The sequence below is a fragment of the Zobellella sp. An-6 genome (assembly GCF_052487945.1).
Window position 1 is genome coordinate 3,192,009 of sequence record NZ_CP199259.1, and the last position, 26,520, is coordinate 3,218,528.

Genomic DNA, 26,520 nt, shown 5'->3' on the forward strand with positions numbered 1-26,520 from the left:
GTTTCCCTCTTTACAGTGTCAAAGTATGAATCAACCGAGCCGCCAGCCTGGCCGTGTGGCCATCCACGTCATACTCGGGGTTGAGCTCGGCCAAATCGGCGAGCCGGAGCTTGCCACTGGCCTTGATCTGTTCAATTACGGGTTCAATCAAATCCAGCCCCACCCCCCGGGCCGCCGGCGCACTCACGCCGGGCGCCTGGGCGGCGGGGAACACATCGATGTCGATGGTCAGGTAGAGGTGGTCGCAGCGACCGATAAAGTCCGCCACCTCCTGCTGCAGCCGGGGCAGGGTCGCCGCCGTCATGGCCCTGTCTTCCCATGCCAGCACCCCGAGCTCTTCGGCGCGCCGGAACAGGTTCTGGGTGTTGGCGGCCCGGCTCACCCCCAGGCAGGCATACTGGAAGGGCCAGCCCCGCTGCGCGCTCGCCTCGGCGATCTGGGCAAAGGGGGTGCCGGACGACACCACGAAGCCGGGGTCGCGCAGATCGAAGTGGGCGTCGAAGTTGATGATGCCGATGCGCGGGCTCTGCTCGCGTGGCGCCAGATGCGCGGCCAGACCAGACCAGGAGCCGAAGGCCACCTCATGGCCGCCGCCCATCACGATGGGGAAATGGCCCAGATCCAGCGCCTGGCTCACCCGGGCGGACAGGGCCTGGTGGGCCCCTTCCAGGTCCTCGTCCTGGCAGACCACGTCGCCGGCGTCGAACACGGCCATGCCCTGGTGCCAGGCCAGGCTGCCCAGCATCCGGCGCATGGCCGCCGGGCCCTTGGCGGCGCCGACGCGGCCCTTGTTGCGGCGTACCCCTTCGTCACAGCCAAAGCCGATCAGCACGGCGCCCGGATTCCGGGCCTGTTCCAGCGGCTGCACCTGCTGGTGCCAGCGGGCGGTGTCGGGCTCGGGATCGACCCGGCCGGTCCAGGGGGTCATGTCAGTCTTCATGCAGGCTCTCCCGCTACGATGCGTTGAACGAGCCGGGGCAGGCCCAGGCTGTAGGCCAGCTCGGCGTAATTGTCGGTCTCCCACAGGCACAGATCCGCGGCCATACCCGGGACGATGCGGCCGCACTCGTGCGACAAGCCCAGGGCCCGGGCGCCCTGGGCGGTAACGCCGCGCAGGGCCTCCACCGGGGTCAGGCGGAACAGGGTGCAGGCCATGTTCAGCATCAGCCTCAGGCTGAAGATGGGCGAGGTACCCGGGTTGGCGTCGGTGGCCAGGGCCATGGGCACCCCGTGGCGACGCAGCAGCGCGATGGGCGGCACTTTTGTTTCGCGCAATATGTAGAAGGCGCCGGGCAACAGGGTGGCGACGGTGCCGGCCTCGGCCAGGGCCTTTACCCCCGTCTCGTCCAGGTATTCCACATGATCCACCGACAGCGCCCCGGCGCGGGCGGCGGCGGCGCTGCCGCCCAGGTTGGACAACTGCTCGGTATGGCCCTTGATGGCCAGGCCATGGGCCTTGGCGGCGGCATAGACCCGCTCGCACTGGGCGACCGAGAAGGCGATGTTCTCGCAGAACACGTCCACCGCGTCCGCCAGCCCTTCGGCGGCGGCGGCCGGGATCATCCGCCGGCACACCAGCTCGATATAGCCGTCGGCATCGTCTTTGTATTCCGGCGGCAGGGCGTGGGCGCCCAGCAGGGTGGTGACCACCCGTACCTTGAGCTCCCGCCCCAGGCGGCGCGCCACCCGCAGCATCTTGAGTTCGTTGTCCACATCCAGGCCGTAGCCGGACTTGATCTCGACCGTGGTCACCCCGTCCGCCATCAGCGCTTCGAGGCGCGGGCGGGCGGCGGCGTACAGCTCGTCCTCCGAGGCGGCGCGGGTGGCCCGCACCGTGCTGAGGATGCCGCCGCCGGCGCGGGCGATCTCTTCATAGCTTTTGCCTTCGAGCCGGGCCTCGAACTCCCCGGCCCGGTTGCCGCCGTACACCAGATGGGTATGGCAGTCCACCAGCCCCGGGGTCAGCAGCCGGCCTTCGGCATCGATAAGCTCGAACCCGGCACGGTCGGCCTCGCTCAGCGCGCTCATGGGCTTCAGCCAGGCGATGCGGCCATCCTTAACCGCCACCGCCATGGGCTCGGCGGCGGCATCGAGGCCGTCGAACAGGGTGGCATTGACCCAGAGGCGGTGGGATGACGATGGCATGGCTGACTCCTTGAAGAGATATTTGTATATACATTTAAACCTTCACCCGCCCTTTGGCAAGTGCCACCCGATAAAAAACCCGGGTTTATCGATCCTGATCACATAAAAAATAGACAATCGATTAACATTGTGCGTATTTTTGTATATACATTAGTCATCACTCACAAGGAGGTCTCCTCATGCACCAGGTTACGGAACAATCCCGCCCCCAGGGCAAGGCCATCGGCCGGCTGCTGGGTCTGAGCGCCATCGGCATCTTTATTTTCTTTATTCCCATCACCCTGCAGGGCAGGACCAGCATACCGCTGGATCATATGGTGGGCTGGCTGCGCGCCGCCCTGGGCGAAAGCGGCGCCGGCTGGTATGCCATGGGGATGATAGTGGCGGGGGCGGTTTATCCGCTGGTCACCGGCCGCTGGAAACAGAGCCCGACCGACGCCGTCTTCCTGGTACTGAAATGGTTGGGGGTGGCGGCGGGCCTGATGGCGCTCACCGGCCTGGGCCCGGCGGCGCTGCAGGCGCCGGACATGCTGCCCTTCCTGTTCAACAAGCTGGTGATTTCGGTGGGACTGATCGTGCCCATCGGCTCGGTGTTCCTGGCCTTCCTGGTGGGGTACGGCCTGCTCGAGGCCATCGGCATCCTGGTGCAGAAGCTGATGCAACCCATCTGGCGTACCCCGGGCCGCTCGGCCATCGATGCGGTGGCCTCCTTCGTCGGCAGCTATTCCATCGGCCTGCTGATCACCAACCGGGTGTACAGCGCGGGCCACTACTCGGCGCGGGAAGCGGCCATCATCGCCACCGGCTTCTCCACCGTTTCCGCCACCTTCATGATCATCGTCGCCAAGACCCTGGGACTGATGGAGATCTGGAACCAGTACTTCTGGCTGACCCTGCTGATCACCTTTATCGTGACCGCCATCACGGTGCGGCTGCCGCCCCTCTCCCGCATGGACAACAGCGCCGAACACCGGGAGCCGGAAGGCGAACCCGGCAACCGACTGGCCACCGCCTGGCAGAACGGGCTGGAGGTGGCCGAGCAGGCCCCCAGCCTCGGCCGCAACGTGTTCGACAACTTCAAGGACGGCCTGGTGATGACCATCAGCATACTGCCGTCCATCATGTCGGTGGGGCTGATCGGCCTGCTGGTGGCCAAATACACCCCGGTGTTCGACTGGCTGGGCTACCTGTTCTATCCGGTGACCTGGCTGTGGGGCCTGGAGGACGGCATGCTGCTCGCCAAGGCCACCGCCTCGGGGCTGGCGGAGATGTTCCTGCCGGCGCTGCTGATGGCCGAGGCCGACTTCGTGGCCCGCTTCGCCGCCGGCGTGGTGTGCGTGTCGTCGGTGCTGTTCTTCTCGGCCTCGATTCCCTGCATACTGGCGACCCGTATTCCGCTCAAGGTCGGCACCCTGGTGCTGGTGTGGTTTGTCCGCGCCCTGCTCAGCCTGCTGCTGGCCATCCCGGTCGCCATGCTGATTGCGCCCTGAGCCAGGTCCGGCCCGACGCCGGTGCGCGTCGGGCTGGATACCGCCCCGTCTTGCCGCTAAGATGACGTTTTTGTTAACGAGATCTTTTCATGGCCCTGACCGCCACCCTGCACAAGGTGCGGATGAATATCAGTGATCTGCACCGCCACTACTACCAGGAACACAGCCTGACCGTGGCCCGCCATCCGTCGGAAACCGAAACCCGGCTGATGGTGCGGCTGCTGGCCTTTATGCGCCATGCCGGCGAAGATTTGAGCTTTACCAAGGGACTCAGCACCGACGACGAACCCGAACTGTGGCAGAAGGCAGCGGATGGCCGCATCCTGCTGTGGGTAGAGCTGGGCGAGCCCAGCGTCAAGCGCATCAAGCAGGCGCTGTCCCGAGCCGAGCGGGTGGTGGTGTACAGCTATGGCGGACGCTCCGCCCTGGAATGGTGGAGCAAACACCAGATCGAGCTGGGGCAGCTGCCGCGGCTCGAAATCTACCACCTGGCCGATCCCCAGCCGGCCCGGCTGGCCGAACTCTGCACCCGCAGCATGGACCTGTTCGCCACCCTTCAGGAAAGTGAAATCCAGCTCACCGATGGCGAGCACAGCCTGGATCTGCAGCTGACCCAGTGGCGCTGACCCAAGCGGGAAGCGGGAAGCGGGAAGCGGGAAGCGGGAAGCGGGAAGCGGGAAGCGGGAAGCGGGAAGCGGGAAGCGGGAAGTATTGTGACTCCGGCTTGCGCCCGCAACCCTGAGCGCCGGGGCGGCGCTCAGTCCAGCTTCAGGGTGGAACGCAGCTTGTAGCGGTTGCCCGGGTGCCAGAGCCGGGCAAAACTCACCAACTGGTGCAGCGACCAGGTGCGTCGGGTCACCAGCAGACAGGGCTCTTCGGACCCTATATGCAACCAGTCGCACACCTGGGCCGGTGCCAGGCGCGCCTCGACGATATGCTCCAGATCCGACAGCGGGCAATGCTGCACCAGGTAGGCATTGGGGGTCATCCGGCTGAAGTCGCAGCTCAGGTAATCGGGCGCCAGCACGGGATTGACGAAGCGCTCCTCCACCTGGATCGGCACCTGGTTTTCCAGGTGTACCATCACCGAATGGAACACCCGGGCATTGAGCCGCATGCCCATCTGCAGGGCAATTTCCTCGTCGGCACGGATGCTTTCCAGCAGCAGCACCCGGTTGCCGTATTCGTGCCCCCGCAGGCGCACCTCGTCGGCAATATTGTTGATGTCCGCCAGCGGCGACTCGGCCTTGGGCTCGGTGACGAAGGTGCCGAGCCCGGCCCGGCGCATCAGGTAGCCTTCCTGCACCAGATCGCGGATCGCCTTGTGCGCCGTCATCCGGCTGACGCCGAAATGACCGGCCAACTCCTGCTCGGGGGGGATCTGCTGGTGCAGCGGATACTCCCCGGACTGGATACGTTCGAGGATATGCTGCTTGATCTGCTGGTAAAGGGGGGTTGATTGGGTCACATGGCCTCCTGCTGCTGGTCCAATTGTACATACAATTGAATGCCAGTCCCAGCGCCCGCCGCCAAAACCGCCGTCGAGCGGCCGCCTTGTGTCCGGGGCTTTTAACAAGGGGCGATTTGCGCTAAGGTGCGCGCAAATTCAGCAGGTACCGGCGGCAGGTATATCTTGGAAAAACATGAAGAAGTGCTGGTGGCACTGCGTCAAATCATTCGCGCCATCGATCTCCACTCCCGTCAGCTCAGCAAGGCATCCGGACTCACCGGACCCCAGCTGCTGTTGATGCAGGCAATCAACGAGCACGGCGACATCACCATGCGCAAGCTGGCCCAGGCCACCAATATGAGCCAGGCCACCGCCACCACCATCATCGATCGGCTGGAGCAGAAACAGCTGGTGCGCCGGGAGCGCAGCCAGACCGACAAGCGCAAGGTGCACGCCGTGCTCACCGACGAGGGCAAGGCCAAGCTCAAGACCGCGCCCCGTCCCCTGCAGGAAAGCTTTATCCAGCAGTTCCAGGCGCTGGAAGCCTGGGAGCAGAACCTGCTGCTGTCGTCGGTGCAGCGCATCTCTTCGATGATGAACGCCAACGATCTGGACGTGGCGCCGCTGCTGCAGGTGGGCAGCCTGATCCAGGAAGAAAAGTATTAATCCTGCAGGCTGATGCCGATATTGGATACCCCGCCCTGGGCGGCGAAGTCGCGGACGGCCAGAATGGCCTCGGCCTCCCGGGGTTGGGCCACCCGCTCAAGCAGCTCCACCTGAAACTCCATTTCCGTTTCCATCAGCTCCTGCTCGTACAACTCTTCATCGCTCAGTTCCCGCTCCGCCAGCAGCTCGGCAAAGCCGGCCACCGTACCCAACGAAGCGTTGCTGGCTTCCAAGGCCTCCTCGCCGATGCGGCAGATCACCGAGTGGTAGGCCGCCCCCAGGGCCACGCAGGCGTCCAGCGCCGGGTAGGCCCCGTAGGAGTCGAACCTGGCCGGATCCGGGATGTACTGCTCAAAGGCCTCCAACTCGGCGGACAGATCTACCCGCGAGCCTTTCACCGTGAGGTAGGTCCAGAGCACGTCCAGGCCATGGCGAAAACGTTCACCGTCACCGAAGCCGGCGGTGTCGCTGAACAGGCGGTAGTTGGGATACATGCGCTCGGCCAGGGCCAGGGCGAACACCGTCTGTTGCCAGGGCATCAGCTTGTTGAGTTTCTTGTAAAATTTGTCACCGAACACGGGCAGTTCCTTGTGGTTAAGCTCGCCGCACTGCTGCCAATCTGGCCGTTTGCGGCCGGGGCTCACACTTTATGCGGGAAACACTGGTATAAGTTTTTGCTTGTGCCATTGTCTCATAAAAAGCTGGTACAAAAAGCACCTTGAGGAGAGAAGGTATGGCCAATCATACCCTGTTGCTGCTCAGTCAGGATAACGCCGAATACAACGCCCTGCTGAAAGGGGCCTACCTGCCCGGACTGACCATACTGGCCCCGCGGGAAGAAGCGGACATCCAGGCCGCCCTGGCCCGGGCCGACATCCTGCTGGGCGAGCCGGCGCGCATCCGGCCCCGGCTCAGGGACGCCCGCGCGTTGAAATGGGTTCAGTCCACCTACGCCGGCGTCGACGTGCTGCTCAGTCCCGGCACCCGCCAGGACTACCTGCTGACCAATATCCGCGGCATTTTCGGCCCGCTCATCAGCGAGTACGTCTTCGGCCACCTGCTGTCCATCAGCCGCCACCTGCGCCACTACCGGGAACAGCAGCGTCAGCACAACTGGCAGCCCGTCCCCTACCAGAGCCTGCATGGCAAGACCATGCTGATCCTGGGGACCGGCAGCATCGGCCAGCATATCGCCGCCACCGCCCGCCATTTCGGGATGGAAGTGCTGGGGGTGAGCCGCGCCGGCCGGGAGGCACCTGGCTTCGATCGCACCTACCAGGTGCAGGCCCTGAACAAGGTGCTGCCCAAGGCGGATGTGGTGGTGAGCGTGCTGCCCTCCACCCCGGAAACCCGCGGCCTGTTCGATGCCGAACGGCTCAAGCAGATCAGGCCGGGCGCCGTTTTCTTCAACGTGGGCCGGGGCGATGCGGTGGATGAAACCGCCCTGGTGCAGGTCCTGCGCAGCGGCCACATCGGCGCCGCCGTGCTGGATGTGTTCGCCACCGAGCCGCTGCCGACGGACAGCCCGTTGTGGGACCTGCCCAACGTGGTGATCACCCCCCATAACGCCGGTTACAGCTTCCCGGATCAGATAGTGACCCGCTTCAGCCGCAACTACCTGAAATATATCGAGGGCAAGCCGATGGAAGGCGTGGTCAACTTCGACCTGGGTTATTGAAGGTGGATAAACTGCTTCGGGAAGTGCGGGCCTGCCGGCTGTGTGAAGCCTTCCTGCCCCTGGGGCCTCGCCCCGTGGTGCAACTCGGCGCCGGGGCCCGAATCCTGGTCGTCGGCCAGGCACCGGGAACCCGGGTACACGAAACCGGGATCCCCTGGAACGATCCGTCCGGCGACACCCTGCGTAAGTGGCTGGAGGTGAGCCGGGAGCAGTTCTACGACCCCGAGCGCTTCGCCATCATGCCCATGGGCTTCTGCTACCCGGGCAGGGGCAAGAGCGGCGATCTGCCGCCCCGCCCCGAATGCGCCCCCACCTGGCACCAACAAATACTGGCCGCCCTGCCCCGTATCGAACTCACCCTGCTGATCGGCCAGTATGCCCAGCGCTATTACCTGGGCAACCGCTACCGCACCCTCACCGACACGGTGCGCCACTGGCGGGAATTTGCCCCGGACCGGCTGCCGCTGCCCCACCCTTCCCCCCGCAACCGCCGCTGGTTGCGTGACAACCCCTGGTTCGAGCAGGAGGAGCTGCCGGCCCTGCGGGCGCGGGTGCACCAGGTACTGGGCTAGCCCCGCTTGGGTAAAAATTGGGACAGCAGGAAGAGGCCGGCGGCCACCACCACCACGGAAGGGCCCGCGGGGGTGTCGTGGCTGGCGGAAAGCTGCAGCCCCCCCACCACCGACAGCATGCCGAGTCCCATGGCATAGCACGCCATCTGCTCCGGGGTCCGGCTGAAACGGCGGGCGGTGGCGGCGGGGATGATCAGCAGCGAGGTGATGATCAACGCACCCACAAACTTCATCGCCACCGCGATCAGCACACTGATCATCAGCAACAGCAGCAGCTTGAGCGCCTCCACTCGCACCCCCTCCACCCGCGCCAGCTCCTCGCTGACGGTGATCGAGAGCAACTGCCCCCAGAACTGGCGCAGGATCAGCAACAACACCAGGCCGCCGCCGTAGATCCAGGCCAGATCCACCGGCTGGATCGCCAGCAGATCCCCGAACAGGTAGGCCATGAGATCAACCCGCACATTGTCCATAAAGGCCAGGGACACCAGGCCGAGGGACAGGGCGGTATGAGCCAGGATGCCGAGCAGGGTGTCGGTGGCCAGCCAGCTGGCCCGCTGCAACGCCGCCAGCAGCACCCCCAGCACCACGCAGGCCACCAGCACCGCCAGGGTCAGGTCGATATGCAGCAGCAGGCCCATGGCCACTCCCAGCAGGGAGGAATGGGCCAGGGTATCGCCGAAATAGGCCATGCGCCGCCACACCACGAAGCTGCCCAGAGGGCCCGCGAGCACGGCGATGCCCAGCCCGGCCAGGAGGGCATAAAGCAGAAAACTATCCCACATGGCGCACGTCCCCGTGATGTTCCTCGTCGCAATGATGATGGTGGGTATACACCGCCAGTTGCGTCAGTTCGGGGCGACCGAACAGGCGGGCGAATTCGGGGTGACGCGCCACATGCTCCGGCTCGCCGTGGCAGCAGATGTGCTGGTTCAGGCAGATGACCCTGTGGGTGCTGGCCATCACCAGGTGCAGATCGTGGGACACCATCAGCACACCGCAGTGAAGCTGGTCGCTGAGCTGCTTGATCAGCGCATAAAGTTCGGTCTGGCCGTGCACGTCCACCCCCTGGGCCGGCTCGTCCAGGATCAGCAGTTCCGGCTCCATCATCAGGGCCCGGGCCAGCAGGATGCGTTGCATCTCACCGCCGGACAGCGCCTGCATGGCCCGCTCGGCCAGTCGTTCCGCCCCGACCCGGGCCAGCGCCTGGGCCACCGTCAGCCGGCGACCGTGCGACAGGCTCATAAAACGGGCCACCGTCAGCGGCAATACCGGATCCAGGTGCAATTTCTGGGGCACATAGCCGATGCGCAGCCCCGGCTTGCACCACAGCTGCCCACGGCTGGCCTCGAGCAAGCGCAGCACCAGCTTGACCAGCGAACTCTTGCCGGCACCATTGGGGCCGACGATGGTCAGGATCTCGCCGCGATGCAGGGTCAATGAAATCCGTTCGAGAATGATATTGCCGTCGGCTTCCAATCCGACGTCCGTCAGTTCCACCAGCTTGGTCATGCATAGCGCCTTTACATCTTCATTTGTAATATTATAACATTGCCGGCTTGCCAAACTCCATCACTAGAGGTATAGGGATCCGAGCCATGAGAGCCTTTTTGTTGCTGGCGTTGCCCCTGCTGCTCTGCAGCCAGGCCCGCGCCCTGGACGTTCTGACCACCATCAAGCCGCTGCAACTGCTCGCCAGCGCCGTCACCGATGGCGTAAGTGAGCCGGAGTTGCTGCTGGCTCCGGGGACCTCGCCCCACGATTACGCCCTGCGTCCCTCAGATCTGCGTCGCCTCAACCAGGCCGATCTGGTGGTCTGGATCGGCCCCGAACTGGAAGGCTTCCTGGCTCCGCTGCTGGGTGACAAGGAAAACAGTGTAGCGCTGCTGGCCCTGATCGAGCCGGAAGAGCATGCACACCACGGCGACCACGATCAGGACGATCACCACCATGAGTCCCACGACAATCATGATGATCACCGGGACGAGCATCATACCGATAAAATCCATATCGGGAACCAGGATGACGACCATGATCACGACCATGGCGACAAAGACCCCCATATCTGGCTGGATCCCCATCACGGCGAGCGCATCGCCACCCTGCTGGCCCAACGCCTGAGCCTGCTGGATCCGGCCAACGCGGAGCGGTATCAACGCAACCTTGCCGCCTTTCGGGCAGGATTGAGAGAGACCGACAGCGCCGTGGCCGAACGGCTGGCCCCGGCCCGGGACAAGGGCTACTTCGTGTTCCACGACGCCTACGGCTATTGGGAAGATCACTACCGGCTGCCGGCCCGTGGTTATTTTACCGTCAATCCGGAGCGGGCCCCCGGCGCCCAGACCGTGGGCCGCATTCACCAGGCGCTGCGGGAAGCCCAGGCCGAGTGCGTCTTCGCCGAGCCCCAGTTCCGCCCGGCGGTGGTGGAAGCCGTGGTGCGCAACACCCAGGCCCGGATAGGAATACTGGACCCGCTGGCTACCGATATCGAGGTCGGTCCCCAGGGCTATTTCGCCTTTATGCGACAGATGGCCGAGGCCATGGCCGGATGTTTGCTCGATGAGTAATAAAAATTTGAAATAAAATTCGGTATGCTACGGAACTTCCGTATCATAAGATGTACTAACCTTGGTGGCCCGCCTAAGCGGGCCATTTTGTGATAAAAAGCCGACCGCTTTATTATCTTCGGATCCATGCCTGGATAGATAAAGCGGTTTTTGCATGTATAGTTTAGCAACCGACAGGCACAGGTAATCCGGATGAATCCTCTCCGCCCGATACAAACTAAACTGCAGGAAATACCGACGCAACTACCCAAACGGCACCTCTACGGTATTATCTTCCTGAGTGGCCTGACCCTGACCTCGGTGGTGATGATGCCCTCCCCCAACGAGCGGGTGGAACAACCTATCAAGATCAGCATTCCCGCCAGCCTGAACCTGCCCAAAGAAGCCCGGGAGCAGGTCAACAACACCGAATTCTACACCCTGCCCAACGACGAAATAGGTCCGCTGGAACCGGTGGACGCCCTCGAAGTCATCGCCTCCGGCGAGCCCGAGTGGCAGGAATACGTGGTGCAGCGCGGCGATACCCTGAGCACCATCTTCAACGGCCTGGGCTTGCCCCTGGCCACCATGTACAAGCTGCTCGATGCCGACAAAGAAAGGGCCCTGGACGGACTCAAGCCGGGCCAGACCCTTTCTTTGCTGATCGATGAAGACAACCTGCTGCAGGAATTCAAGATCCAGCAGGATTTGGCGCACAGCCGCCTCTTTGTGCGCAACGGGGACAGCTACCAGAGCCAGCTCCAGACCGAGGAGAGCAACTGGGAAAGCCGCACCCTGAGTGGCGTGATCAGCGGCAGTTTCTACCTCAGTGCCCGGGATGCCGGCCTGTCACCCAGCCAGATCCAGCGGGTCGCCAACCTGTTCCAGTGGCAACTGAACTTCGCCCGCGATCTGCGCCAGGGCGACAGCTTCAAGGTGCTGGTACAACGGGAGTTCGTCGACGGCCAGAGCACCGGCAAGTCCGAGCTTCAGGCGGTGCAGATCACCAACAAGGGCAAGAGCTACCAGGTATTTCGCCACGAGGACGGCAACTTCTACAACGAAAAAGGCGAAAGCCTGGAGCGCGGTTTCGTGCGTATTCCGCTGGAACGCAACACCCGCATCAGCTCCAACTTCAACCTGAACCGCAAGCACCCGGTCACCGGCCGGGTCCAGCCCCATAACGGTACCGATTTCGCCGTGCCCACCGGCACCCCGGTGCTGGCTCCGGGGGACGGGGTGGTGGTCAAGGCCACCCGCCACGCCCTGGCCGGCAACTACCTGGTGATCCGCCACGGCCGCCAGTACACCACCCGTTTCCTGCACCTCAGCCGCTTCCTGGTGAAGGAGGGCGATACCGTGCGTCGGGGCCAACGCATCGCCCTGTCCGGCAATACCGGCCGCTCCACCGGCCCGCACCTGCACTATGAGTTCCACGTCAACAACAGGGCGGTGGACCCCATGCAGGTCAAGCTGCCGATGGCCGAGGGACTGAGCGGTGCCGAGCGCCGTGCCTTCCAGGCCAGGGTGGAGCAGTACAAAAAGGAGTTCGCCGGCTAACGGCGTCCATCACCAGCAAAAAAAAAAAGCGCCCGAGGGCGCTTTTTTTGTTTCAGCAGTCGGCTGCTGAAGCTCAGCCCTGATGATAGGGCCGGGACAACCGATGCACCGCCTCGACAAACGCTCCCGCGTGCTCCGGCTCCACGTCCAGGTGGATGCCGTGGCCCAGGTTGAACACATGGCCCGGGCCCTGGCCGAAGCCTTCGAGTATGGTCGCCACTTCCTGTTCGATGCGGGGAATGGGGGCGTAGAGCATGGAGGGGTCCATATTGCCCTGCAACGCCACCTTGTCGCCCACCCGGCGCTTGGCGTCGGCGATATTGATGGTCCAGTCCAGGCCCACGGCGTCACAGCCGGTAGCGGCGATGGCCTCGAGCCACTGGCCGCCGTTCTTGGTGAACAGGGTCACCGGCACCCGGCGCCCCTCGCTTTCCCGCACCAGGCCGTCGACGATCTTGGCCATGTACTGCAGCGAGAAGTCGTTATAGTCACGCGGCGTCAGCACCCCGCCCCAGGTGTCGAAGATCATCAGCGACTGGGCGCCGGCGGCCACCTGGGCATTCAGGTAAGAAGTCACGCTGTCGGCCAGTTTGTCGAGCAACAGGTGCAGGGTCTGCGGCTCGGCGTACATCATCTTCTTGATCTTGGTGAAGGCCTTGGAGCTACCCCCTTCCACCATGTAGGTGGCCAGGGTCCAGGGGCTGCCGGAAAAGCCGATCAGCGGCACCTCGCCCTTCAGCTCGCGGCGGATGGTGCGCACCGCGTTCATCACGTAGCCGAGCTCCTGTTCCGGATCGGGCACGCCTATCTTCTGCACATCGGCCTGGCAGGCCACCGGGCGCTCGAATTTGGGACCTTCGCCCGCTTCGAAATAGAGGCCCAGGCCCATGGCGTCGGGAATGGTGAGGATGTCGGAGAACAGGATGGCCGCATCCAGCGGAAAACGGCGCAACGGCTGCAGGGTCACCTCACAGGCCAGTTCGGCATTCTTGCACAGGGCCATGAAGTCTCCGGCCTGGGCCCGGGTCGCCTTGTATTCCGGCAGATAACGCCCGGCCTGACGCATCATCCATACCGGGGTATAGTCCACCGGCTGGCGTAAAAGGGCGCGTAAATAACGATCATTCTTGAGTGTGTTCATCCCGTCGTTCCGGATCAGGTGGCAAATTGGCCGCATTGTACCATCAGACGGGGAGATCGGAAAAATTGCCTGTTTCCGGATAATGGCGAGCCAGCCCTCAACTTATTGTTGCGGCTATTGACCCCCGTGAATCTTTTCTTTACTTATACTTCATCAACACCTGCTCAGGCAGCCCACGGAGGGAAACATGCTCAGGAAAATGGAACAGACCAAGGCGCAGCTGGCCGGCAAGCATCACGCTCTCGACGCCTTTATCAATGCCCGGCAGCATCTGCTGGTGGAGTATATCCGCCTGTCCACCAACAAGACCCTGCCCAGCCAGGCCGAGCTGGAGGAGTTTTGCGGACAATTGGTCGACTATGTTTCCGCCGGTCATTTCGAAATCTACGATTATGTGGTGGCGGCCTATGAAGCGGCCAAGGGCAATGCCCGCCTGCTGGCCGAGCGGATTTATCCGCGCATCAAACAGAATACCGACGAGGCGCTGAACTTCCACGACAAATACAGCCAGGCCGATGAAGATACCCTGCTGGAACTGGATCAGGACCTCGGCCACCTGGGCGAGGTGCTCGAAGAGCGTTTCGAACTCGAAGACAAGCTGGTGTCCGCCATCGCCCTGGTCGACCATCTGGGCAGCGGTCAGCCCGCCTGACAAGGAGCCACCATGGCTGAGCGCAGACTGTTTTCCCGCATCGGTTTCCGGGCCAAAGCCTGGCTTGTCGATTCGGCCGGCCACCAGCACCATGCCCTGGTACGGGATCTGTCCCTGCACGGCGCCCTGGTCGCGGTGGAGGATGACTGGGCCGGAAACAACGGCGACCCGTTCGAGCTGGTGCTCGATCTGGACGGCCACGGCCAGCGCATCGTCATGCAGGGCCGTCAGCGCCACCACCACGGCCTCTGTATCGGGCTGGAGTGCCAGCGTCTGGACATCGACAGCGCCGCCCAGCTACGCCGACTGGTGGAGCTGAACCTGGGGGACGATGCCCTGCTGCAGCGCCAGTTCGCCCAACTGCTGGACGAAGACTAAAGCGCCGCCAGCGCCTCTTCCAGCTTCTTCACCGCGATCACCTCCATGCCCGCCGGCGCCTGCTTGGGCCTGTTGGCCCAGGGCACTATGGCGCGGGTAAAACCGTGCTTGGCCGCTTCCATCAGCCTCTCTTGGCCCGAGGGCACCGGGCGGATTTCGCCCGACAGCCCCACTTCACCGAACACCACCAGCTCCCTGGGCAGGGCCCGGTCGCGAAAGCTGGACACCAGCGCCAGCAACAGCGCCAGGTCGGCGCTGGTGTCCTCCACCCGCACCCCGCCCACCACGTTGACAAAGACGTCCTGATCCGCCATCTGCATGCCGCCGTGACGGTGCAACACCGCCAGCAGCAACGCCAGCCGGTTGTGCTCCAGGCCCACCGTCACCCGCCGCGGGTTGGCCAGCTGGGAGTAATCCACCAGCGCCTGCAACTCCACCAGCAGCGGCCGGGTACCTTCCCAGATCACCATCACCACCGAGCCGGTGGTCTGCTCCTCGCCCCGGCTGAGGAAGATGGCGGAGGGGTTGCTCACCTCCCTCATGCCGGTCTCGGTCATGGCGAACACGCCCAGCTCGTTCACCGCCCCGAAGCGGTTCTTGTGGCTGCGCAGGGTGCGGAAGCGGTTGTCGGCGGCGCCGTCCAGCAATACCGAACAGTCGATGCAGTGTTCCAGCACCTTGGGGCCGGCCAGGGTACCGTCCTTGGTGACATGGCCCACCATCAGGATCACCACCCCCTGCTGCTTGGCGAAGCGGGTCAACTGAGCCGCCGCCTCCCGCACCTGGGACACCGAGCCCGGCGCCGACTGTACCTCGGCCACGTGCATCACCTGGATGGAGTCGATCACCATCACCGCGGGCTTTTCCTCCCGAGCCACCTGGCAGATCTGCTCGACGCTGGTTTCCGACAGCATGCGCAGCTTGTCCCGGGGCAGGTTCAGCCGCTGGGCCCGCATCGCCACCTGTTGCAGGGACTCCTCACCGGTCACGTACAGGGTCTTCATCCGGCCGGCCAGGCCGCACATCACCTGCAGCAAGAGGGTGCTTTTCCCCGCTCCCGGATTGCCGCCGATAAGGATGGCCGAGCCGGCCACCAGGCCGCCACCGAGCACCCGATCCAGCTCCTGAAAACCGCTGTTGATACGGGGGATCTCGGTCAGGGCGATCTCGTCCAGGGTCTGAACCTTGCTCTCCAGCGCCCCGGCATAGCCGGAAAACCGGCTGTTGCGGCTGGTCGTGCTAGCCGGTGCCAGCCGGATCTCGCTGATGGTGTTCCACTCCTTGCACTCGGAGCACTGCCCCTGCCAACGGGGAAACTCGGCACCGCACTCGCCGCAGACGAAGGCAGTTTTGGACTTGGCCATGCTGACTCACTCATTCGTTAACGAGCTGATATACTGACCCAAGTTTTTTGCTCACTCAACCCAAAGCCAAGATGGATCTCAGTCCCTTCAAGTCCCTGCTCAACAAGCTGGTGCCCCTCAGTTACCACCAGGATCTGGAAGTCCTGGTGGACAACCTCTTGCCCGAGGCCGACCAGGCCACCCGCTTTCAGTTGCAGGCGGAAGTACGCCGGCTCACCAGCCCCTGTTTACGGGTACTGGATCTGCGCAGCCTGTTTCCGGGCCAGTGCCGGCTGGTACGTCACCAGGGGCTGGACCACATGCTGCCGGCGTCGCTGGAAGCGCGCTTCACCAGCCTGCTCGACGACTACCACGGCGACTACACCCGCGGCCTCTACGAAACCCTGATCGCCGAACTGGCCGCCCTGCGCAAGCAGCCTTCCCAGCTCAACACCCTGCCCTGGCACCTGCCCGCCATGGGCACCCGCCGCAAGGAGAACCGGCTGCGCTTCGTCACCCCGGTGCTGCTGCACCTGGGACAGGAAAGGCTCAAGGCCAACAGCCTGGATATCTCGGCGGGTGGCCTGCTGGTACACCTGGCCGAGCCCAGAACTCTCCCCGAACAGTTGCCGGTGTCTTTTCCCGAGTTGGCCCACCAGCCCGGGCTCGGCTGCCTGGCCAATCCCAAGCGCTACCGCCTGAGCCCGGTTCCCGAGGATCCCAGCCGGCTCAAGATGCAGCGCATCGAGGACGACGCCGGCTGGCAACAGGCATTGCAGCAGTTTATCGACCAGAGCCGGCCCCGCTACGGCCTGGATGCGGAAGATCTCTACACCACGGCACTGGCCCAGTGCTGGGGCCAGGCCCTGCTCGAAACCAGCCTCAGCCTGTCGTTGTTCTTCGATGAAGAGGGCGAATTGCAGGAAGTACTGGCCAATCGCCACGGACACAAGACCCTGGGCCAGTGGCGACAGGCCAGCCCCGGCGATCTGCTGGGTACCCTGCTGCCGCCCGAGCGGGTGCTGCAGATGGGCGGCCAGCCCCGGCAGCCGCTGCAGCTGTACAGTTTCCGTCACCAGGGCAAGAGCCAGCCTTATTACTTCGTGGCGGATCAACACGAGCTGGAGCAGCAACAGGCCTATGCGGCCTTCGTCAATGAGGGGCTGAGGGCCGGCACCCTGCACTGCTACTATCTGAGCATCCGCCCGCTGACCTTTGCCGACCAGGCGTTCGAGACCCTGGATCAGCAGGGACTGGCCCGGTTGCAACGGCTGAAGTGGCATATCTGGCTGACGCCCATGCCGGCCCCGCTCACTCCGGTTTCGAGTGAATCCAGTCTCCAGCCACTGGCGCCCTTTATCCGCAACGCCAGGTCCCGGCCGGTCACCCTCACCCCCCTGGGTCCCCAGGCTTCCAAGCGCCAGGAGGCCCGCTTCAAGTACCAGAGCGAGATAACACTGAGTCTCGCCGGGCGGACCATCAAGGGCCAGACCGAGGATCTGTCGAACAGCGGCCTCAAGGTCTCCCTGGCGCAGCCCGAGCGTCTCGACCTGCCCTGCCTGGTGGGCGTCAGCCTCACCGAGCTGGGCAAGCGCAGCCGACAATGGAAGTTGAAGGAATTGCCCTACCGGGTAGTGAATCAGAGCGGGGACGGCAAGGTGCTGCACCTGCATATCGAAGGGGCACGGGAAGCGCACCCGGGTTACCAGTTTTTTTCGGCCCTGCTCGAGCAGAACCAGGACAAGCTGCGCGCCCGTCCGGACAGTCATCACAAGCCGGCCTGGCTGACCTGGCTCAATCGCCAGGCCCTGCAACAGCCGCCCTCGCCCACCTTCATGCTGGGCCGCAACGACGGCGGCTTCTATGTGCAGGGCGCCATCGCCTGCCTGGCCCAGGGGGCGCTGATGTCCTTCCTCTCCAACGAGTACCAGCAGGCCCACTTCAGCCGGCTGGTCTCCCGCCAGCTGCTGCAGTCGATGATCACCAGCCTGCTGCGACCGGATGGCAGGAGCCACCTGACGATGGAAATCTGGACCGCCACCGCGGTAGCAGATCCCGGCACGCACTGGCTGCTGGTCGATCCGGATGCCGCTCGGCGCGCCTTCCTGCTGGATCCCCGTTATGCGGGGGAGCTGCGGGTGTCATTGCTGATCATCAACCGGCTGCAACTGCGCCAGATGGATTACGCCGTGCCTGAACGGGACAGCCTGACCCAGGCCGCCCTGCACAAGACCCAGCAGCTGGAGCAGCAGCTGGCGGAACTGGCCGCCCTGTGCCAGGTATTCGACATCAGCGAGCTGGTACGCCGGCGGCAGCGCCTCAGCGGGCCTGCAACAGCCCCAGCACCCCTTCCAGGCTCAGCCGGTTGAGGCAGACCGGTGCCTTTTCCTGTACCAGGGGCTTGGCATGCAGGGCCACGCCCAGGCCTGCCTGGGCCAGCATCAGCAGATCGTTGGCCCCGTCGCCGACGGCCACGGTCTGGCTGATGGGAATGCCATGTTCGTGGGCCAGGTTGACCAGGATATTGGCCTTGGCCTCGGCGTCGACGATGGCGCCCAGCACCTCGCCGGTGAGCCGGCCGTCGCGGATCTCCAGGGTATTGGCAAACACCGCGTCCAGCCCCAGCTGCTCCTGCAGGTGACAGGCGAAGGGGGTGAAGCCGCCGGAAGCGATGGCCACCTTCCAGCCCATCTGCTGGAGGCCGGCGACCAGTTCGGTCAGGCCCGGCATCAGCGGCATCATGCCGATGACCTGGTCGATGATGGCGGCATCGGCTCCGGCCAGGGCCTTGACCCGGCGCCGCAGGCTTTCGGAAAAGGGCAGAGCCCCTTCCATCGCCGCCCGGGTGATGGCGGCCACCTCCTCGCCGACACCGGCCAGACGGGCGATTTCGTCGATGCACTCGATCTGGATGGCGGTGGAATCCATGTCCATCAGCACCAGCCCCGGCTGATCGGCCCTGGGCAGGGCCGGCACACAGGCCAGATCCCAACCCTGGGCGACCTGCTGCAGGCGCGACTTCAGCAGCGGCGACCAGCTCGACAGACGCAGGCTCAGCAGATCCCGGCCGGCCACGGCCTTCACCCCCGCCAGCTCCACTTCGATACCCTCTTCGTCCAGGATGTGCAGGCTGTGGTGCAGGGCGGCCTTGTCCAGCTGCTCCGCCAGCAGAACCAGATGCCCGCCGTGGGTGTCGAGCCGTCCCGGTGTCAGGCGCCCTTGCTGCCAGAGGTGAGCGCCGGAGGCCAGTGCATCCGTCCAGTCGCGGACCCGCTCGGGTAATACATCCATTAACAGTGCCACTTGGGATTCCTTTAAGTCACAAAACACATAAACCGGCGTTCAGGGTAGCGTATTGCTTTTTCGCCAGGCAAGGGACAATATTGGCCGTCATGCGCAAAAAGAGCCCCCTCATGTCCAAACCCCTGCTGTTGCTGGTCGTACTGCTGTTGTCGAGCGCCGGCTGGCAACTGGCACAAGTAACCGAACTCGGCCGGCGCTGGCAGCAGTTACCCCAGCGCTCCCTGGCCGAACCGCTGGCCGACTACGCCCAGCTCCAGGCGGTGCGCGCCCTGCTCACGGAAGACGGGGACAGCCAGCAACAGCTGGTGGACGAGCTGGTCAGTGCCGGCCTGGTGGTATCGGTACGGCTCTATGACGGCGGTGGCCGGCTGCTGGCGGAGGCCGGCACCGCCGGCGGCGACCATACCCTGGCCTATATCCGGCCGTTGCACCACGAAGAGCGGCCGGTGGGCTTTCTGCACCTCAGCCTGGAGCCCTCGCTGCTGACCAGCCTGCAAAGCGGCATCTGGCACCAGTTGCAGCGTCACCTGGGCTGGTTGCTGCCCCTGTCTCTGCTGCTGGGGATCCTGCTGGGGCTGGGACTCGGCCACTGGCGTGGCCGGTTTACACGGCGGGAGGCGGCGAGTCCGCCTCCCGAAGGAAGTTCAGGCTGAGTCGCCCAGCAGCACCGACTCCAGCGCCACTTCCATCATGTCGTTGAAACTGGTCTGGCGCTCGTCGGCGCTCAGGGCCTCGTGACGCAGTATGTGGTCGGACACGGTGCAGATGGTCAGTGCCCGGGCGCCGAACTCGGCGGCCACGCCGTAGAGGCCCGCCGCCTCCATCTCCACCCCGAGGATGCCGTAGTCCTTCATCAGCTGGAACAGATCCGCCTGGGGCGAGTAGAACAAGTCCGCCGAGAAGATGTTGCCCACCTTGACCGGCACGCCCTTGGCCCTGGCGGCCGCCACCGCGTTGGCCACCAGCTCGAAGTCGGCGATGGCGGCGAAGTCGTGCTCCTTGAAGCGGATGCGGTTGACCTTGGAATCGGTGCTGGCGCCCAGGCCGATCACCACGTCGCGTAAGTTGACGTCGTCGCGCACGGCACCGCAGGAGCCGATGCGAATCAGGGTTTTCACGTCGAACTCGGTGATCAGTTCCTTGGCGTAGATGGACACCGAGGGGATGCCCATGCCGTGGCCCATCACCGAAATCCGCCGGCCCTTGTAGCTGCCGGTGAAGCCGAGCATGTTGCGCACCTTGTTCACCAGCTTGACGTCGGACAGGAAGGTGTCGGCGATGTACTGGGCGCGCAGCGGATCGCCGGGCATCAGTACGGTATCGGCGAAATCGCCGCGTTCGGCGTTGATATGTGGAGTAGCCATAATATTCCTCGTTAATCTTGTCGGTTACATCAAAACTGAAATCATTGCTTCCGTCCCGCTCATGCGGGCGGCCCCCCCGGGTTTCGAACCCGAGAGAAATGCGGTGCACTCGGCCAAAGCGCACTGCTCCGCCGACACGCCGTAAACCCATCCCTGGGGGCTCCGCCGCGCCATCCCTGGCGCGAAGGGTCGGCAAAGCAGCACCCTTTGCCCTTTTCAAAACTCCTGTGCTGTCTGCTGGCCTCCTAGCAGACCACTGCGAGGCTTGAAAGAGGTCACAGGGATTACCTCCGCCGACCGTCACAGGGGGCGAGCTTGCTCGCCATGACGAGCGGTTTCGGCCTGACCGAGCATCCAGTGAATGCTCGCAGCAGGCTGAAACGGCGAGTGCCACGTCTCGCAGCGTGTCGGTGGAGGTGGCCCTGTGTCCTCTCGCTGGCCGCAACAGACAGCCTCGCAAATATCGTAAACAGCTTCTTATAAAAACGACTTGCCGTAATCCATGGGACTGGTGCCGAAATAGGCCGCCAGGGACTGGCCGATATCGGCAAAGGTCTCGCGCCCGCCCAGGGAGCCGGCGGCGAGGCCGCCGCCCAGGCAGATCACCGGGATATGCTCGCGGGTGTGATCGGTGCCGGTCCAGGTCGGGTCGCAGCCGTGGTCGGCGGTCATGATCAGCAGATCCTCGGGCCCCATGATGGCCAGCAGCTCGGGCAAACGGCGATCGAAGGCCTCCAGGGCGGCGGCGTAGCCGGTCACGTTGCGGCGGTGGCCGTAGCTGGAGTCGAAGTCGACGAAGTTGGTCATGACGATGGTATCGTCGCCGGCCCGCTTCACCTCCGCCAGGGTGGCGTCGAACAGCTCGTCCAGACCGTTGGCCTTGACCTTGCGGGTAATGCCGCAGTGGGCGTAGATGTCGGCGATCTTGCCGATGGACACCACCTCGCCGTTTTTCTCCTCCACCAGCTTCTGCAGCACGGTCGCGGCCGGCGGCTCTATGCTGTAGTCGCGGCGGTTGCCGGTGCGCGCGAAGTCGGCGGCACTCTCCCCCTTGAACGGGCGGGCGATAACCCGGCCGATGTTGTAGGGCATCAGCAGCTCGCGGGCGATCTCGCACAGTTCATAGAGCCGTTCCAGGCCGAAGCTATCTTCGTGGCAGGCAATCTGGAACACCGAGTCCGCCGAGGTGTAGCAGATGGGCTTGCCGCTGCGCACATGCTCCTCGCCCAGTTGCTCGAGGATGGTGGTGCCGGAGGCGTGGCAGTTGCCGAGAATGCCCGGCAATTTGGCCTTCTCCACCAGCTCGTCGATCAGCGCCTGGGGGAAGCTGTTTTCGGTATCGGTGAAGTAGCCCCAGTCGAACAGCACCGGCACCCCGGCGATCTCCCAGTGGCCGGAGGGGGTGTCCTTGCCGGAGGACAGCTCCCGGGCGTAGCCGTAGCTGCCGGTCACCTCGGCGGGCAGGGTGACGCCCTCGGCCACCCGGCCGGTGCTTTCGGCATGAGCGTGGAACAGGCCGAGCCGGCCCAGATTGGGCAGCCGGAGCGGCCCCTGGCGGCCGTTGTCCGCCTCGCCCCGGGCACAGACGGCGGCGATATGGCCCAGGGTGTCGGCGCCTTCGTCGCCGAACTGGGCGGCATCGGGCGCGGCGCCGACGCCGAAGGAATCCAGTACCAGTACTATTGCGCGTTTCATGCTACCTCCTCGGGGCGGATCACGTCGTAGACGCTGCGGGGCGCCTCTTCCCGTTGTTCGCCCAGTACCATGGCGCGGCGGACCTGTTCGGCCGCGGCGGCATAGTCGTCTTCATTGCGGGCATGGACGATGGCCAGCTCGGTGCCGACCTCGACCCGGTCGCCGATGCCGGCGATGGCGGTCAGGCCGACACTGTGGTCGATGACGTCGTCGGCCCGGCGGCGACCGCCGCCCAGGCCCACCACCGCCATGCCGATGTCGCGGGTGTCCATGTCGATGATATAGCCTTCCGCCTCGGCCAGCACCGGGCGGATCACCGCCGCCGTCGGCAGCTGGCGCTCGAAGCCGGTGAGGATGTCGGTCGGGCCGCCGAGCCCGGCCACCATCCGCTCGAAGCGCTCGGCGGCTTGTCCTGAGCTGAGCGCGCCGTAGAGCTTGCCCCTGGCGTCGCTCTCGGTGTCGGCCAGCCGGCCCGCCAGCAGCATTTCCACCGCCAGCGCTTCTGTCACTTCATAGAGGCGGCCCTGGCGGATCTCGCCTTTCAGCATGGCGATGGCCTCGGCCACTTCCACCGCGTTGCCGGCGCAGCTGGCCAGCACCTGGCTCATGTCGGTGAGCAGGGCCGAGGTGGGAGTACCGGCGCCGTTGGCCACGGTGACGATGGCTTCCGCCAGCTCCCGCGACGCCGACGCGGTCGGCATAAAGGCACCCGAGCCCATCTTCACGTCCATCACCAGGGCGTCCAGGCCGCAGGCCAGCTTCTTGCCGAGGATGGAGGCGACGATCAGCGGAATGGACTCGACTGTGGCGGTGACGTCCCGCACCCCGTACAGCCGCTTGTCGGCGGTGGCCAGGCTGCCGGTCTGGCCGATGATGGCCACCCCCACCTCCTGCACCAGCCGGCGGAAGTCGGCGTTGGAAGGCATGATGTTGTAGCCAGGAATGGACTCGAGCTTATCCAGGGTGCCGCCGGTGTGGCCCAGGCCGCGGCCGGAGATCATGGGCACATGGGCGCCGCAGGCGGCCACCCAGGGCCCCAGCACCAGGGACACCAGATCCCCCACCCCGCCGGTGGAATGCTTGTCGAGCACCGGGCCGTTCAGGCCCGCGCCGGACCAGTCCAGTACCTCGCCGGAATCGCGGATACCCAGGGTCAGCTGGATACGCTCCTCGTCGTTCATGTCGTTGAAGTACACCGCCATGGCGAAGGCGCCGATCTGGCCCTCACTAATACTGCCGTCGGCGATGCCCTTGACGAAGAAGGCGATCTCCTCGGCGCTGAGGGCCTGGCCGTCGCGCTTGTGGCGGATGATTTCCTGGGGCAGCATCAGTAGCCTCCTTCGGCGGCACCCTTGTCGCTCAGGCCCAGGGTCTGCAGCAGGCTGGCCAGCAGGCTGGAGGCGCCGAAGCGCAAATGCCGAGGGCCAATCCAGTCGGCGCCCATGATATCGGCGGCCAGCTGCAGGTACTGCCGGGCCTCCTCGGCGGTACGCACGCCGCCGGCGGGCTTGAAGCCGATGTCCTTACCGCTGTCGCGGATCACCCTGAGCATGATACCGGCGGCCTCCAGGGTGGCGTTCACCGGCACCTTGCCGGTGGAGGTCTTGATAAAGTCGGCGCCGCCCTCGATGGCCAGCTCGGAGGCGCGCTTGATGAGCGCCGGCGCCTTGAGTTCGCCGCTCTCGATGATCACCTTGAGCAGCACCTCGCCGCAGGCGGCCTTGCAGGCACGCACCAGTTCGAGGCCGCGTTGTTCGTCGCCGGCCAGCAGGGCGCGCCAGGGGAAGACCACGTCCACTTCGTCGGCACCGTAGGCGACGGCGGCGCGGGTTTCCCGCACGGCGATCTCGATGTCGTCGTTGCCGTGGGGGAAGTTGGTGACGGTGGCGATCTGCACCTGGCCTTCCACCCCCAGTTCGCGCAGGGTCTTGCGGGCCACGGGAATGAAACGCGGGTAGATGCAGATGGCGGCGGTGTTGCCGGCCGGGGTGACCGCCTGTCGGCACAGGGCGATCACTTTGGCGTCGGTGTCGTCGTCGTTGAGGGTGGTCAGATCCATCAGGCCCAGGGCCTGGCGGGCTGCGGTTTGTATGTCTGTCATTTGCTTCTCCAGTCTTCACTAGGTGTGAACGAGCGGACTTGGTTCCTTGAAGACAGTTTAAATCCGTTTAACCGCAAATAGGGGCGGCCGACATATCCGGCTGTTGCTGATACCTGCCGAGCAAGTCGGCCAACCGGCAGTGGCTGCCGGGTGACTCATCAACAGACCGGGGAAAGGGCTCGCCTAATCCTTTTACAGTGCCGCCAAGGCCAGGAAGAAACCGGCAATGGTGGCGGACATCAGGTTGGACAGGGTGCCGGCCAGCACCGCCTTGAGGCCGAAGCGGGCGATGTCGTGGCGGCGGTTCGGCGCCATGCCGCCCAGGCCGCCGAGCAGGATGGCGACGGAGGACAGGTTGGCGAAGCCGCACAGGGCGAAGGAGATGATCGCCTTGGTGTGGTCGGACATGGCCTGGCCGGTGCCTTCCACCAGCAGTTCGTTGCTGAGGTAGGGGGCGAAGTTGATGTAGGCCACGAATTCGTTGACCACCAGCTTCTGGCCGATGAAGGAGCCGGCGATGGTGGCTTCTTCCCAGGGCACGCCCAGCAGGAAGGCCAGGGGCGAGAACAGCCAGCCGAGCAGCAGCTCCAGGCTCAGGTTATCCATGCCGACCCAGCCGCCGACGCCGCCCAGCATGCCGTTGATCAGCGCGATCAGGCCGATGAAGGCGAGCAGCATGGCGCCCACGTTCATCGCCAGTATCATGCCGGAGGTGGCGCCGGCCGCGGCGGCGTCGATGATGTTGGCGGGCCTTTCCTCTTCCGGAATGTCGGCGTTGACCCTGGACTCGTCCACCTCGGGGGTGTCGGTCTCGGGCATGATCAGCTTGGCGAACAGCAGGCCGCCGGGGGCCGCCATGAAGGAGGCGGCGATCAGGTATTCCATGGGCACGCCCATGGAGGCATAACCAGCCAACACCGAGCCGGCCACCGAGGCCAGGCCGCCGCACATCACCGCGAACAGCTCGGAGTCGGTCATCTTGGCGATGAAGGGACGCACCACCAGCGGGGCTTCGGTCTGGCCCACGAAGATGTTGGCGGTGGCGGACATGGATTCGGTGCGGGAGGTGCCCAGCACCTTCTGCAGGGCGCCGCCCAGGATGCGGATCACCCACTGCATGATGCCCAGGTAATAGAGCACGGCGATCAGCGAGGAGAAGAAGATGATGATCGGCAGCACCCGCAGGGCGAAGATGAAGCCGAGGCCGCTCTCGAAGGCGGCATCGCCCACCAGGCCACCGAACAGGAAGCCCATGCCGTCGTTGGCATAGGCAATCACCTGGGACACGCCGGCGGAGATGGACTGCAGTATGTCCTTGCCCACGGGCACGTAGAGCACGAAGGCGCCCAGGCCGGCCTGGATGCCGAAGGCGCCACCCACGGTACGCAGTCGGATGGCGCGGCGATTGCTCGAAAACAGTATGGCGATAAGGATAAGCGTCGCCATCCCCACCAGACTCATGATCAACGTCATAGTTCTATCCTTTCAGTTGCAGCTAGAAACAAAGGCCCGACAGTCATTGTCAGTTGGGCGGGATTATACGAGTTCGCTGAGAACAGAATAGGAAAATGGGTGCAATAATCGAGAAAAATGGCAATAAAATTATGGTTTTTAGAACGAAAACGTTTTTCTTGAGGCACTCAGGACCAGCCGAACAGCCGTTCGACATTGGCTTCCAGTTGTGCGGCCAGTGACTCGGGCTCCTCGCCGCGCAGCTCGGCGAGCGCGGCCAGCACCAGGGGCAGGCGGGCGGGATGGTTGGGCTGGCCCTGAAAGCCGCACAGGGGCATGTCGGGGGCGTCGGTTTCCAGCACCAGGGCGTCCACCGGCATGGCGGCCAGGGTGTGGCGGGTCTTGCTGGCCCTCGGATAGGTGATGGTGCCGCCCACCCCGAGGTGAATGCCGAGCGCCCAGAAGGCCTGCGCCTGTTGCAGGGAGCCGGAAAAGCCGTGCACCACCCCACCCTTGGGGGGATGGCGGCGCAGCCATTTCAGCAGAGTGTCGTGGCTCTTGTGGCTGTGCAGTATCACCGGCAGCGCCCGCTCCCGGGCCAGCCTTAGCTGGAACAGCAAGGCGGCTTCCTGCTCCGCCAGGGGCAGTGGGATGGCCGCATCCAGCCCCATCTCGCCCAGGGCGACACAGCGGTGATCGGCCTCGTCCAGAGCCGTTACCAGCCGCCCTTGCCAGTCGGCGGACGCCCGCTCCACCCACCAGGGATGCAACCCCAGGGCGTAATGCACGCCCCCCAGTCCAGCGCAGAGGGCCGGCAGCCGCGGCCACTGGGCCTCTCCCACCCCGGGGATCACCAGGCGGCGCACCCCCAGCGCGTTGGCCCGTTGCCAGTGGCCCGGCCGGTCGTCGTCGAAGGCGGCAAAGTCGAAATGGCAGTGACTGTCGGTCAGTTGCATGAGATCCGGCGAGAAAGAAGGCATGGGC

At 64.7% G+C, this 26,520-nt stretch carries 26 protein-coding genes; 11 read left to right on the plus strand and 15 right to left on the minus strand.

Annotated elements, in window-relative coordinates; genetic code table 11:
* Positions 1–10 precede the first annotated feature (10 nt).
* Positions 11–940, minus strand: coding sequence for a formimidoylglutamase (gene hutG / locus ACT7DK_RS14905; protein WP_445400491.1), 930 nt, complete (start codon positions 938–940; stop codon positions 11–13).
* A complete protein-coding gene (gene hutI / locus ACT7DK_RS14910; protein WP_445400493.1) occupies positions 937–2,145 on the minus strand; it encodes an imidazolonepropionase in 1,209 nt (402 codons plus the stop codon). Before hutI ends, hutG begins: the two co-directional genes overlap by 4 nt.
* Positions 2,146–2,324: 179 nt before the next feature.
* On the opposite strand from hutI, the gene ACT7DK_RS14915 reads away from it, so the two are divergent.
* Both ACT7DK_RS14915 and ACT7DK_RS14920 read left to right on the plus strand, forming a co-directional pair.
* Entirely contained in the window at positions 2,325–3,635 is a 1,311-nt protein-coding gene (locus tag ACT7DK_RS14915; RefSeq protein WP_445400495.1) for a YjiH family protein, read from the plus strand.
* Positions 3,636–3,724: 89 nt separating this feature from the next.
* Positions 3,725–4,261: a YaeQ family protein gene (locus tag ACT7DK_RS14920; RefSeq protein WP_445400497.1), complete on the plus strand. Its 537-nt coding sequence runs from the start codon at positions 3,725–3,727 to the stop codon at positions 4,259–4,261.
* A 131-nt stretch (positions 4,262–4,392) separates the two neighbouring features.
* On the opposite strand, the gene hutC is transcribed toward ACT7DK_RS14920, so the two are convergent.
* On the minus strand, positions 4,393–5,103 hold the full coding sequence (gene hutC / locus ACT7DK_RS14925) for a histidine utilization repressor (protein ID WP_445400499.1): 711 nt from the start codon (positions 5,101–5,103) through the stop codon (positions 4,393–4,395).
* A 165-nt stretch (positions 5,104–5,268) separates the two neighbouring features.
* On the opposite strand from hutC, the gene ACT7DK_RS14930 reads away from it, so the two are divergent.
* Positions 5,269–5,751, plus strand: a complete 483-nt coding sequence (locus tag ACT7DK_RS14930) for a MarR family winged helix-turn-helix transcriptional regulator (protein WP_445400501.1) — start codon at positions 5,269–5,271, stop codon at positions 5,749–5,751.
* Here ACT7DK_RS14930 and ACT7DK_RS14935 read toward each other — a convergent pair.
* Positions 5,748–6,329 carry a YjaG family protein gene (locus tag ACT7DK_RS14935; protein WP_445400503.1) on the minus strand — a complete coding sequence of 194 codons (582 nt, stop codon included), beginning with the start codon at positions 6,327–6,329 and terminating at the stop codon, positions 5,748–5,750. The two genes, ACT7DK_RS14930 and ACT7DK_RS14935, sit on opposite strands and share 4 nt — an antisense overlap.
* A 155-nt stretch (positions 6,330–6,484) precedes the next feature.
* Between ACT7DK_RS14935 and ACT7DK_RS14940 the strand changes: the two genes are divergently transcribed.
* A complete protein-coding gene (locus tag ACT7DK_RS14940) occupies positions 6,485–7,429 on the plus strand; it encodes a D-2-hydroxyacid dehydrogenase (protein WP_445400505.1) in 945 nt (314 codons plus the stop codon).
* 2 nt (positions 7,430–7,431) lie between these two features.
* Complete coding sequence (locus ACT7DK_RS14945) at positions 7,432–8,001, plus strand: uracil-DNA glycosylase family protein (protein ID WP_445400507.1); 570 nt, start codon at positions 7,432–7,434, stop codon at positions 7,999–8,001.
* Here ACT7DK_RS14945 and znuB read toward each other — a convergent pair.
* Together znuB and znuC are read right to left on the minus strand one after the other, a co-directional pair.
* A complete protein-coding gene (gene znuB, locus ACT7DK_RS14950; protein WP_445400509.1) occupies positions 7,998–8,786 on the minus strand; it encodes a zinc ABC transporter permease subunit ZnuB in 789 nt (262 codons plus the stop codon). The two genes, ACT7DK_RS14945 and znuB, sit on opposite strands and share 4 nt — an antisense overlap.
* The gene (gene znuC, locus ACT7DK_RS14955; protein ID WP_445400511.1) at positions 8,776–9,513 is read right to left on the minus strand and encodes a zinc ABC transporter ATP-binding protein ZnuC; all 738 of its coding nucleotides are present in this window, start codon (positions 9,511–9,513) and stop codon (positions 8,776–8,778) included. The genes znuB and znuC overlap by 11 nt, the downstream gene beginning before the upstream one ends.
* Before the next feature lie 86 nt (positions 9,514–9,599).
* Here znuC and znuA point away from each other — a divergent pair, with 86 nt between their 5' ends.
* Both znuA and mepM read left to right on the plus strand, forming a co-directional pair.
* On the plus strand, positions 9,600–10,568 hold the full coding sequence (gene znuA / locus ACT7DK_RS14960) for a zinc ABC transporter substrate-binding protein ZnuA (protein WP_445400513.1): 969 nt from the start codon (positions 9,600–9,602) through the stop codon (positions 10,566–10,568).
* A 192-nt stretch (positions 10,569–10,760) separates the two neighbouring features.
* Positions 10,761–12,107 (plus strand): murein DD-endopeptidase MepM, encoded by a 1,347-nt coding sequence (gene mepM, locus ACT7DK_RS14965; protein WP_445400515.1) that lies wholly within the window; start codon positions 10,761–10,763, stop codon positions 12,105–12,107.
* A gap of 73 nt (positions 12,108–12,180) precedes the next feature.
* Here mepM and hemE read toward each other — a convergent pair whose 3' ends face one another.
* Entirely contained in the window at positions 12,181–13,248 is a 1,068-nt protein-coding gene (gene hemE, locus ACT7DK_RS14970) for a uroporphyrinogen decarboxylase (protein ID WP_445400517.1), read from the minus strand.
* 187 nt (positions 13,249–13,435) lie between these two features.
* Between hemE and rsd the strand changes: the two genes are divergently transcribed.
* Together rsd and ACT7DK_RS14980 are read left to right on the plus strand one after the other, a co-directional pair.
* Positions 13,436–13,900, plus strand: coding sequence for a sigma D regulator (gene rsd / locus ACT7DK_RS14975; protein ID WP_445400519.1), 465 nt, complete (start codon positions 13,436–13,438; stop codon positions 13,898–13,900).
* Between the two features lie 12 nt (positions 13,901–13,912).
* A complete protein-coding gene (locus tag ACT7DK_RS14980) occupies positions 13,913–14,278 on the plus strand; it encodes a PilZ domain-containing protein (RefSeq protein ID WP_445400521.1) in 366 nt (121 codons plus the stop codon).
* On the opposite strand, the gene radA is transcribed toward ACT7DK_RS14980, so the two are convergent.
* Positions 14,275–15,642 (minus strand): DNA repair protein RadA, encoded by a 1,368-nt coding sequence (gene radA, locus ACT7DK_RS14985; protein WP_445400523.1) that lies wholly within the window; start codon positions 15,640–15,642, stop codon positions 14,275–14,277. The two genes, ACT7DK_RS14980 and radA, sit on opposite strands and share 4 nt — an antisense overlap.
* A 71-nt stretch (positions 15,643–15,713) precedes the next feature.
* Between radA and ACT7DK_RS14990 the strand changes: the two genes are divergently transcribed.
* A complete protein-coding gene (locus tag ACT7DK_RS14990; protein ID WP_445400525.1) occupies positions 15,714–17,990 on the plus strand; it encodes a PilZ domain-containing protein in 2,277 nt (758 codons plus the stop codon).
* On the opposite strand, the gene serB is transcribed toward ACT7DK_RS14990, so the two are convergent.
* Positions 17,941–18,918: a phosphoserine phosphatase SerB gene (serB, locus tag ACT7DK_RS14995; RefSeq protein WP_445402372.1), complete on the minus strand. Its 978-nt coding sequence runs from the start codon at positions 18,916–18,918 to the stop codon at positions 17,941–17,943. The genes ACT7DK_RS14990 and serB overlap by 50 nt on opposite strands.
* A gap of 116 nt (positions 18,919–19,034) precedes the next feature.
* On the opposite strand from serB, the gene ACT7DK_RS15000 reads away from it, so the two are divergent.
* Positions 19,035–19,577 (plus strand): hypothetical protein, encoded by a 543-nt coding sequence (locus ACT7DK_RS15000; RefSeq protein ID WP_445400527.1) that lies wholly within the window; start codon positions 19,035–19,037, stop codon positions 19,575–19,577.
* On the opposite strand, the gene deoD is transcribed toward ACT7DK_RS15000, so the two are convergent.
* From deoD to ACT7DK_RS15030, 6 genes are all read right to left on the minus strand, one after another.
* Positions 19,569–20,288 (minus strand): purine-nucleoside phosphorylase, encoded by a 720-nt coding sequence (deoD, locus tag ACT7DK_RS15005; RefSeq protein WP_445400529.1) that lies wholly within the window; start codon positions 20,286–20,288, stop codon positions 19,569–19,571. The genes ACT7DK_RS15000 and deoD overlap by 9 nt on opposite strands.
* A gap of 477 nt (positions 20,289–20,765) precedes the next feature.
* On the minus strand, positions 20,766–21,983 hold the full coding sequence (locus ACT7DK_RS15010; RefSeq protein WP_445400531.1) for a phosphopentomutase: 1,218 nt from the start codon (positions 21,981–21,983) through the stop codon (positions 20,766–20,768).
* Complete coding sequence (gene deoA / locus ACT7DK_RS15015) at positions 21,980–23,311, minus strand: thymidine phosphorylase (protein WP_445400533.1); 1,332 nt, start codon at positions 23,309–23,311, stop codon at positions 21,980–21,982. Before deoA ends, ACT7DK_RS15010 begins: the two co-directional genes overlap by 4 nt.
* Positions 23,311–24,084: a deoxyribose-phosphate aldolase gene (deoC, locus tag ACT7DK_RS15020; RefSeq protein ID WP_445400535.1), complete on the minus strand. Its 774-nt coding sequence runs from the start codon at positions 24,082–24,084 to the stop codon at positions 23,311–23,313. The genes deoA and deoC overlap by 1 nt, the downstream gene beginning before the upstream one ends.
* Positions 24,085–24,276: 192 nt before the next feature.
* A complete protein-coding gene (locus ACT7DK_RS15025; RefSeq protein WP_445400537.1) occupies positions 24,277–25,557 on the minus strand; it encodes a NupC/NupG family nucleoside CNT transporter in 1,281 nt (426 codons plus the stop codon).
* A 167-nt stretch (positions 25,558–25,724) separates the two neighbouring features.
* Positions 25,725–26,492, minus strand: coding sequence for a TatD family hydrolase (locus ACT7DK_RS15030; RefSeq protein ID WP_445400539.1), 768 nt, complete (start codon positions 26,490–26,492; stop codon positions 25,725–25,727).
* Positions 26,493–26,520: the final 28 nt, after the last annotated feature.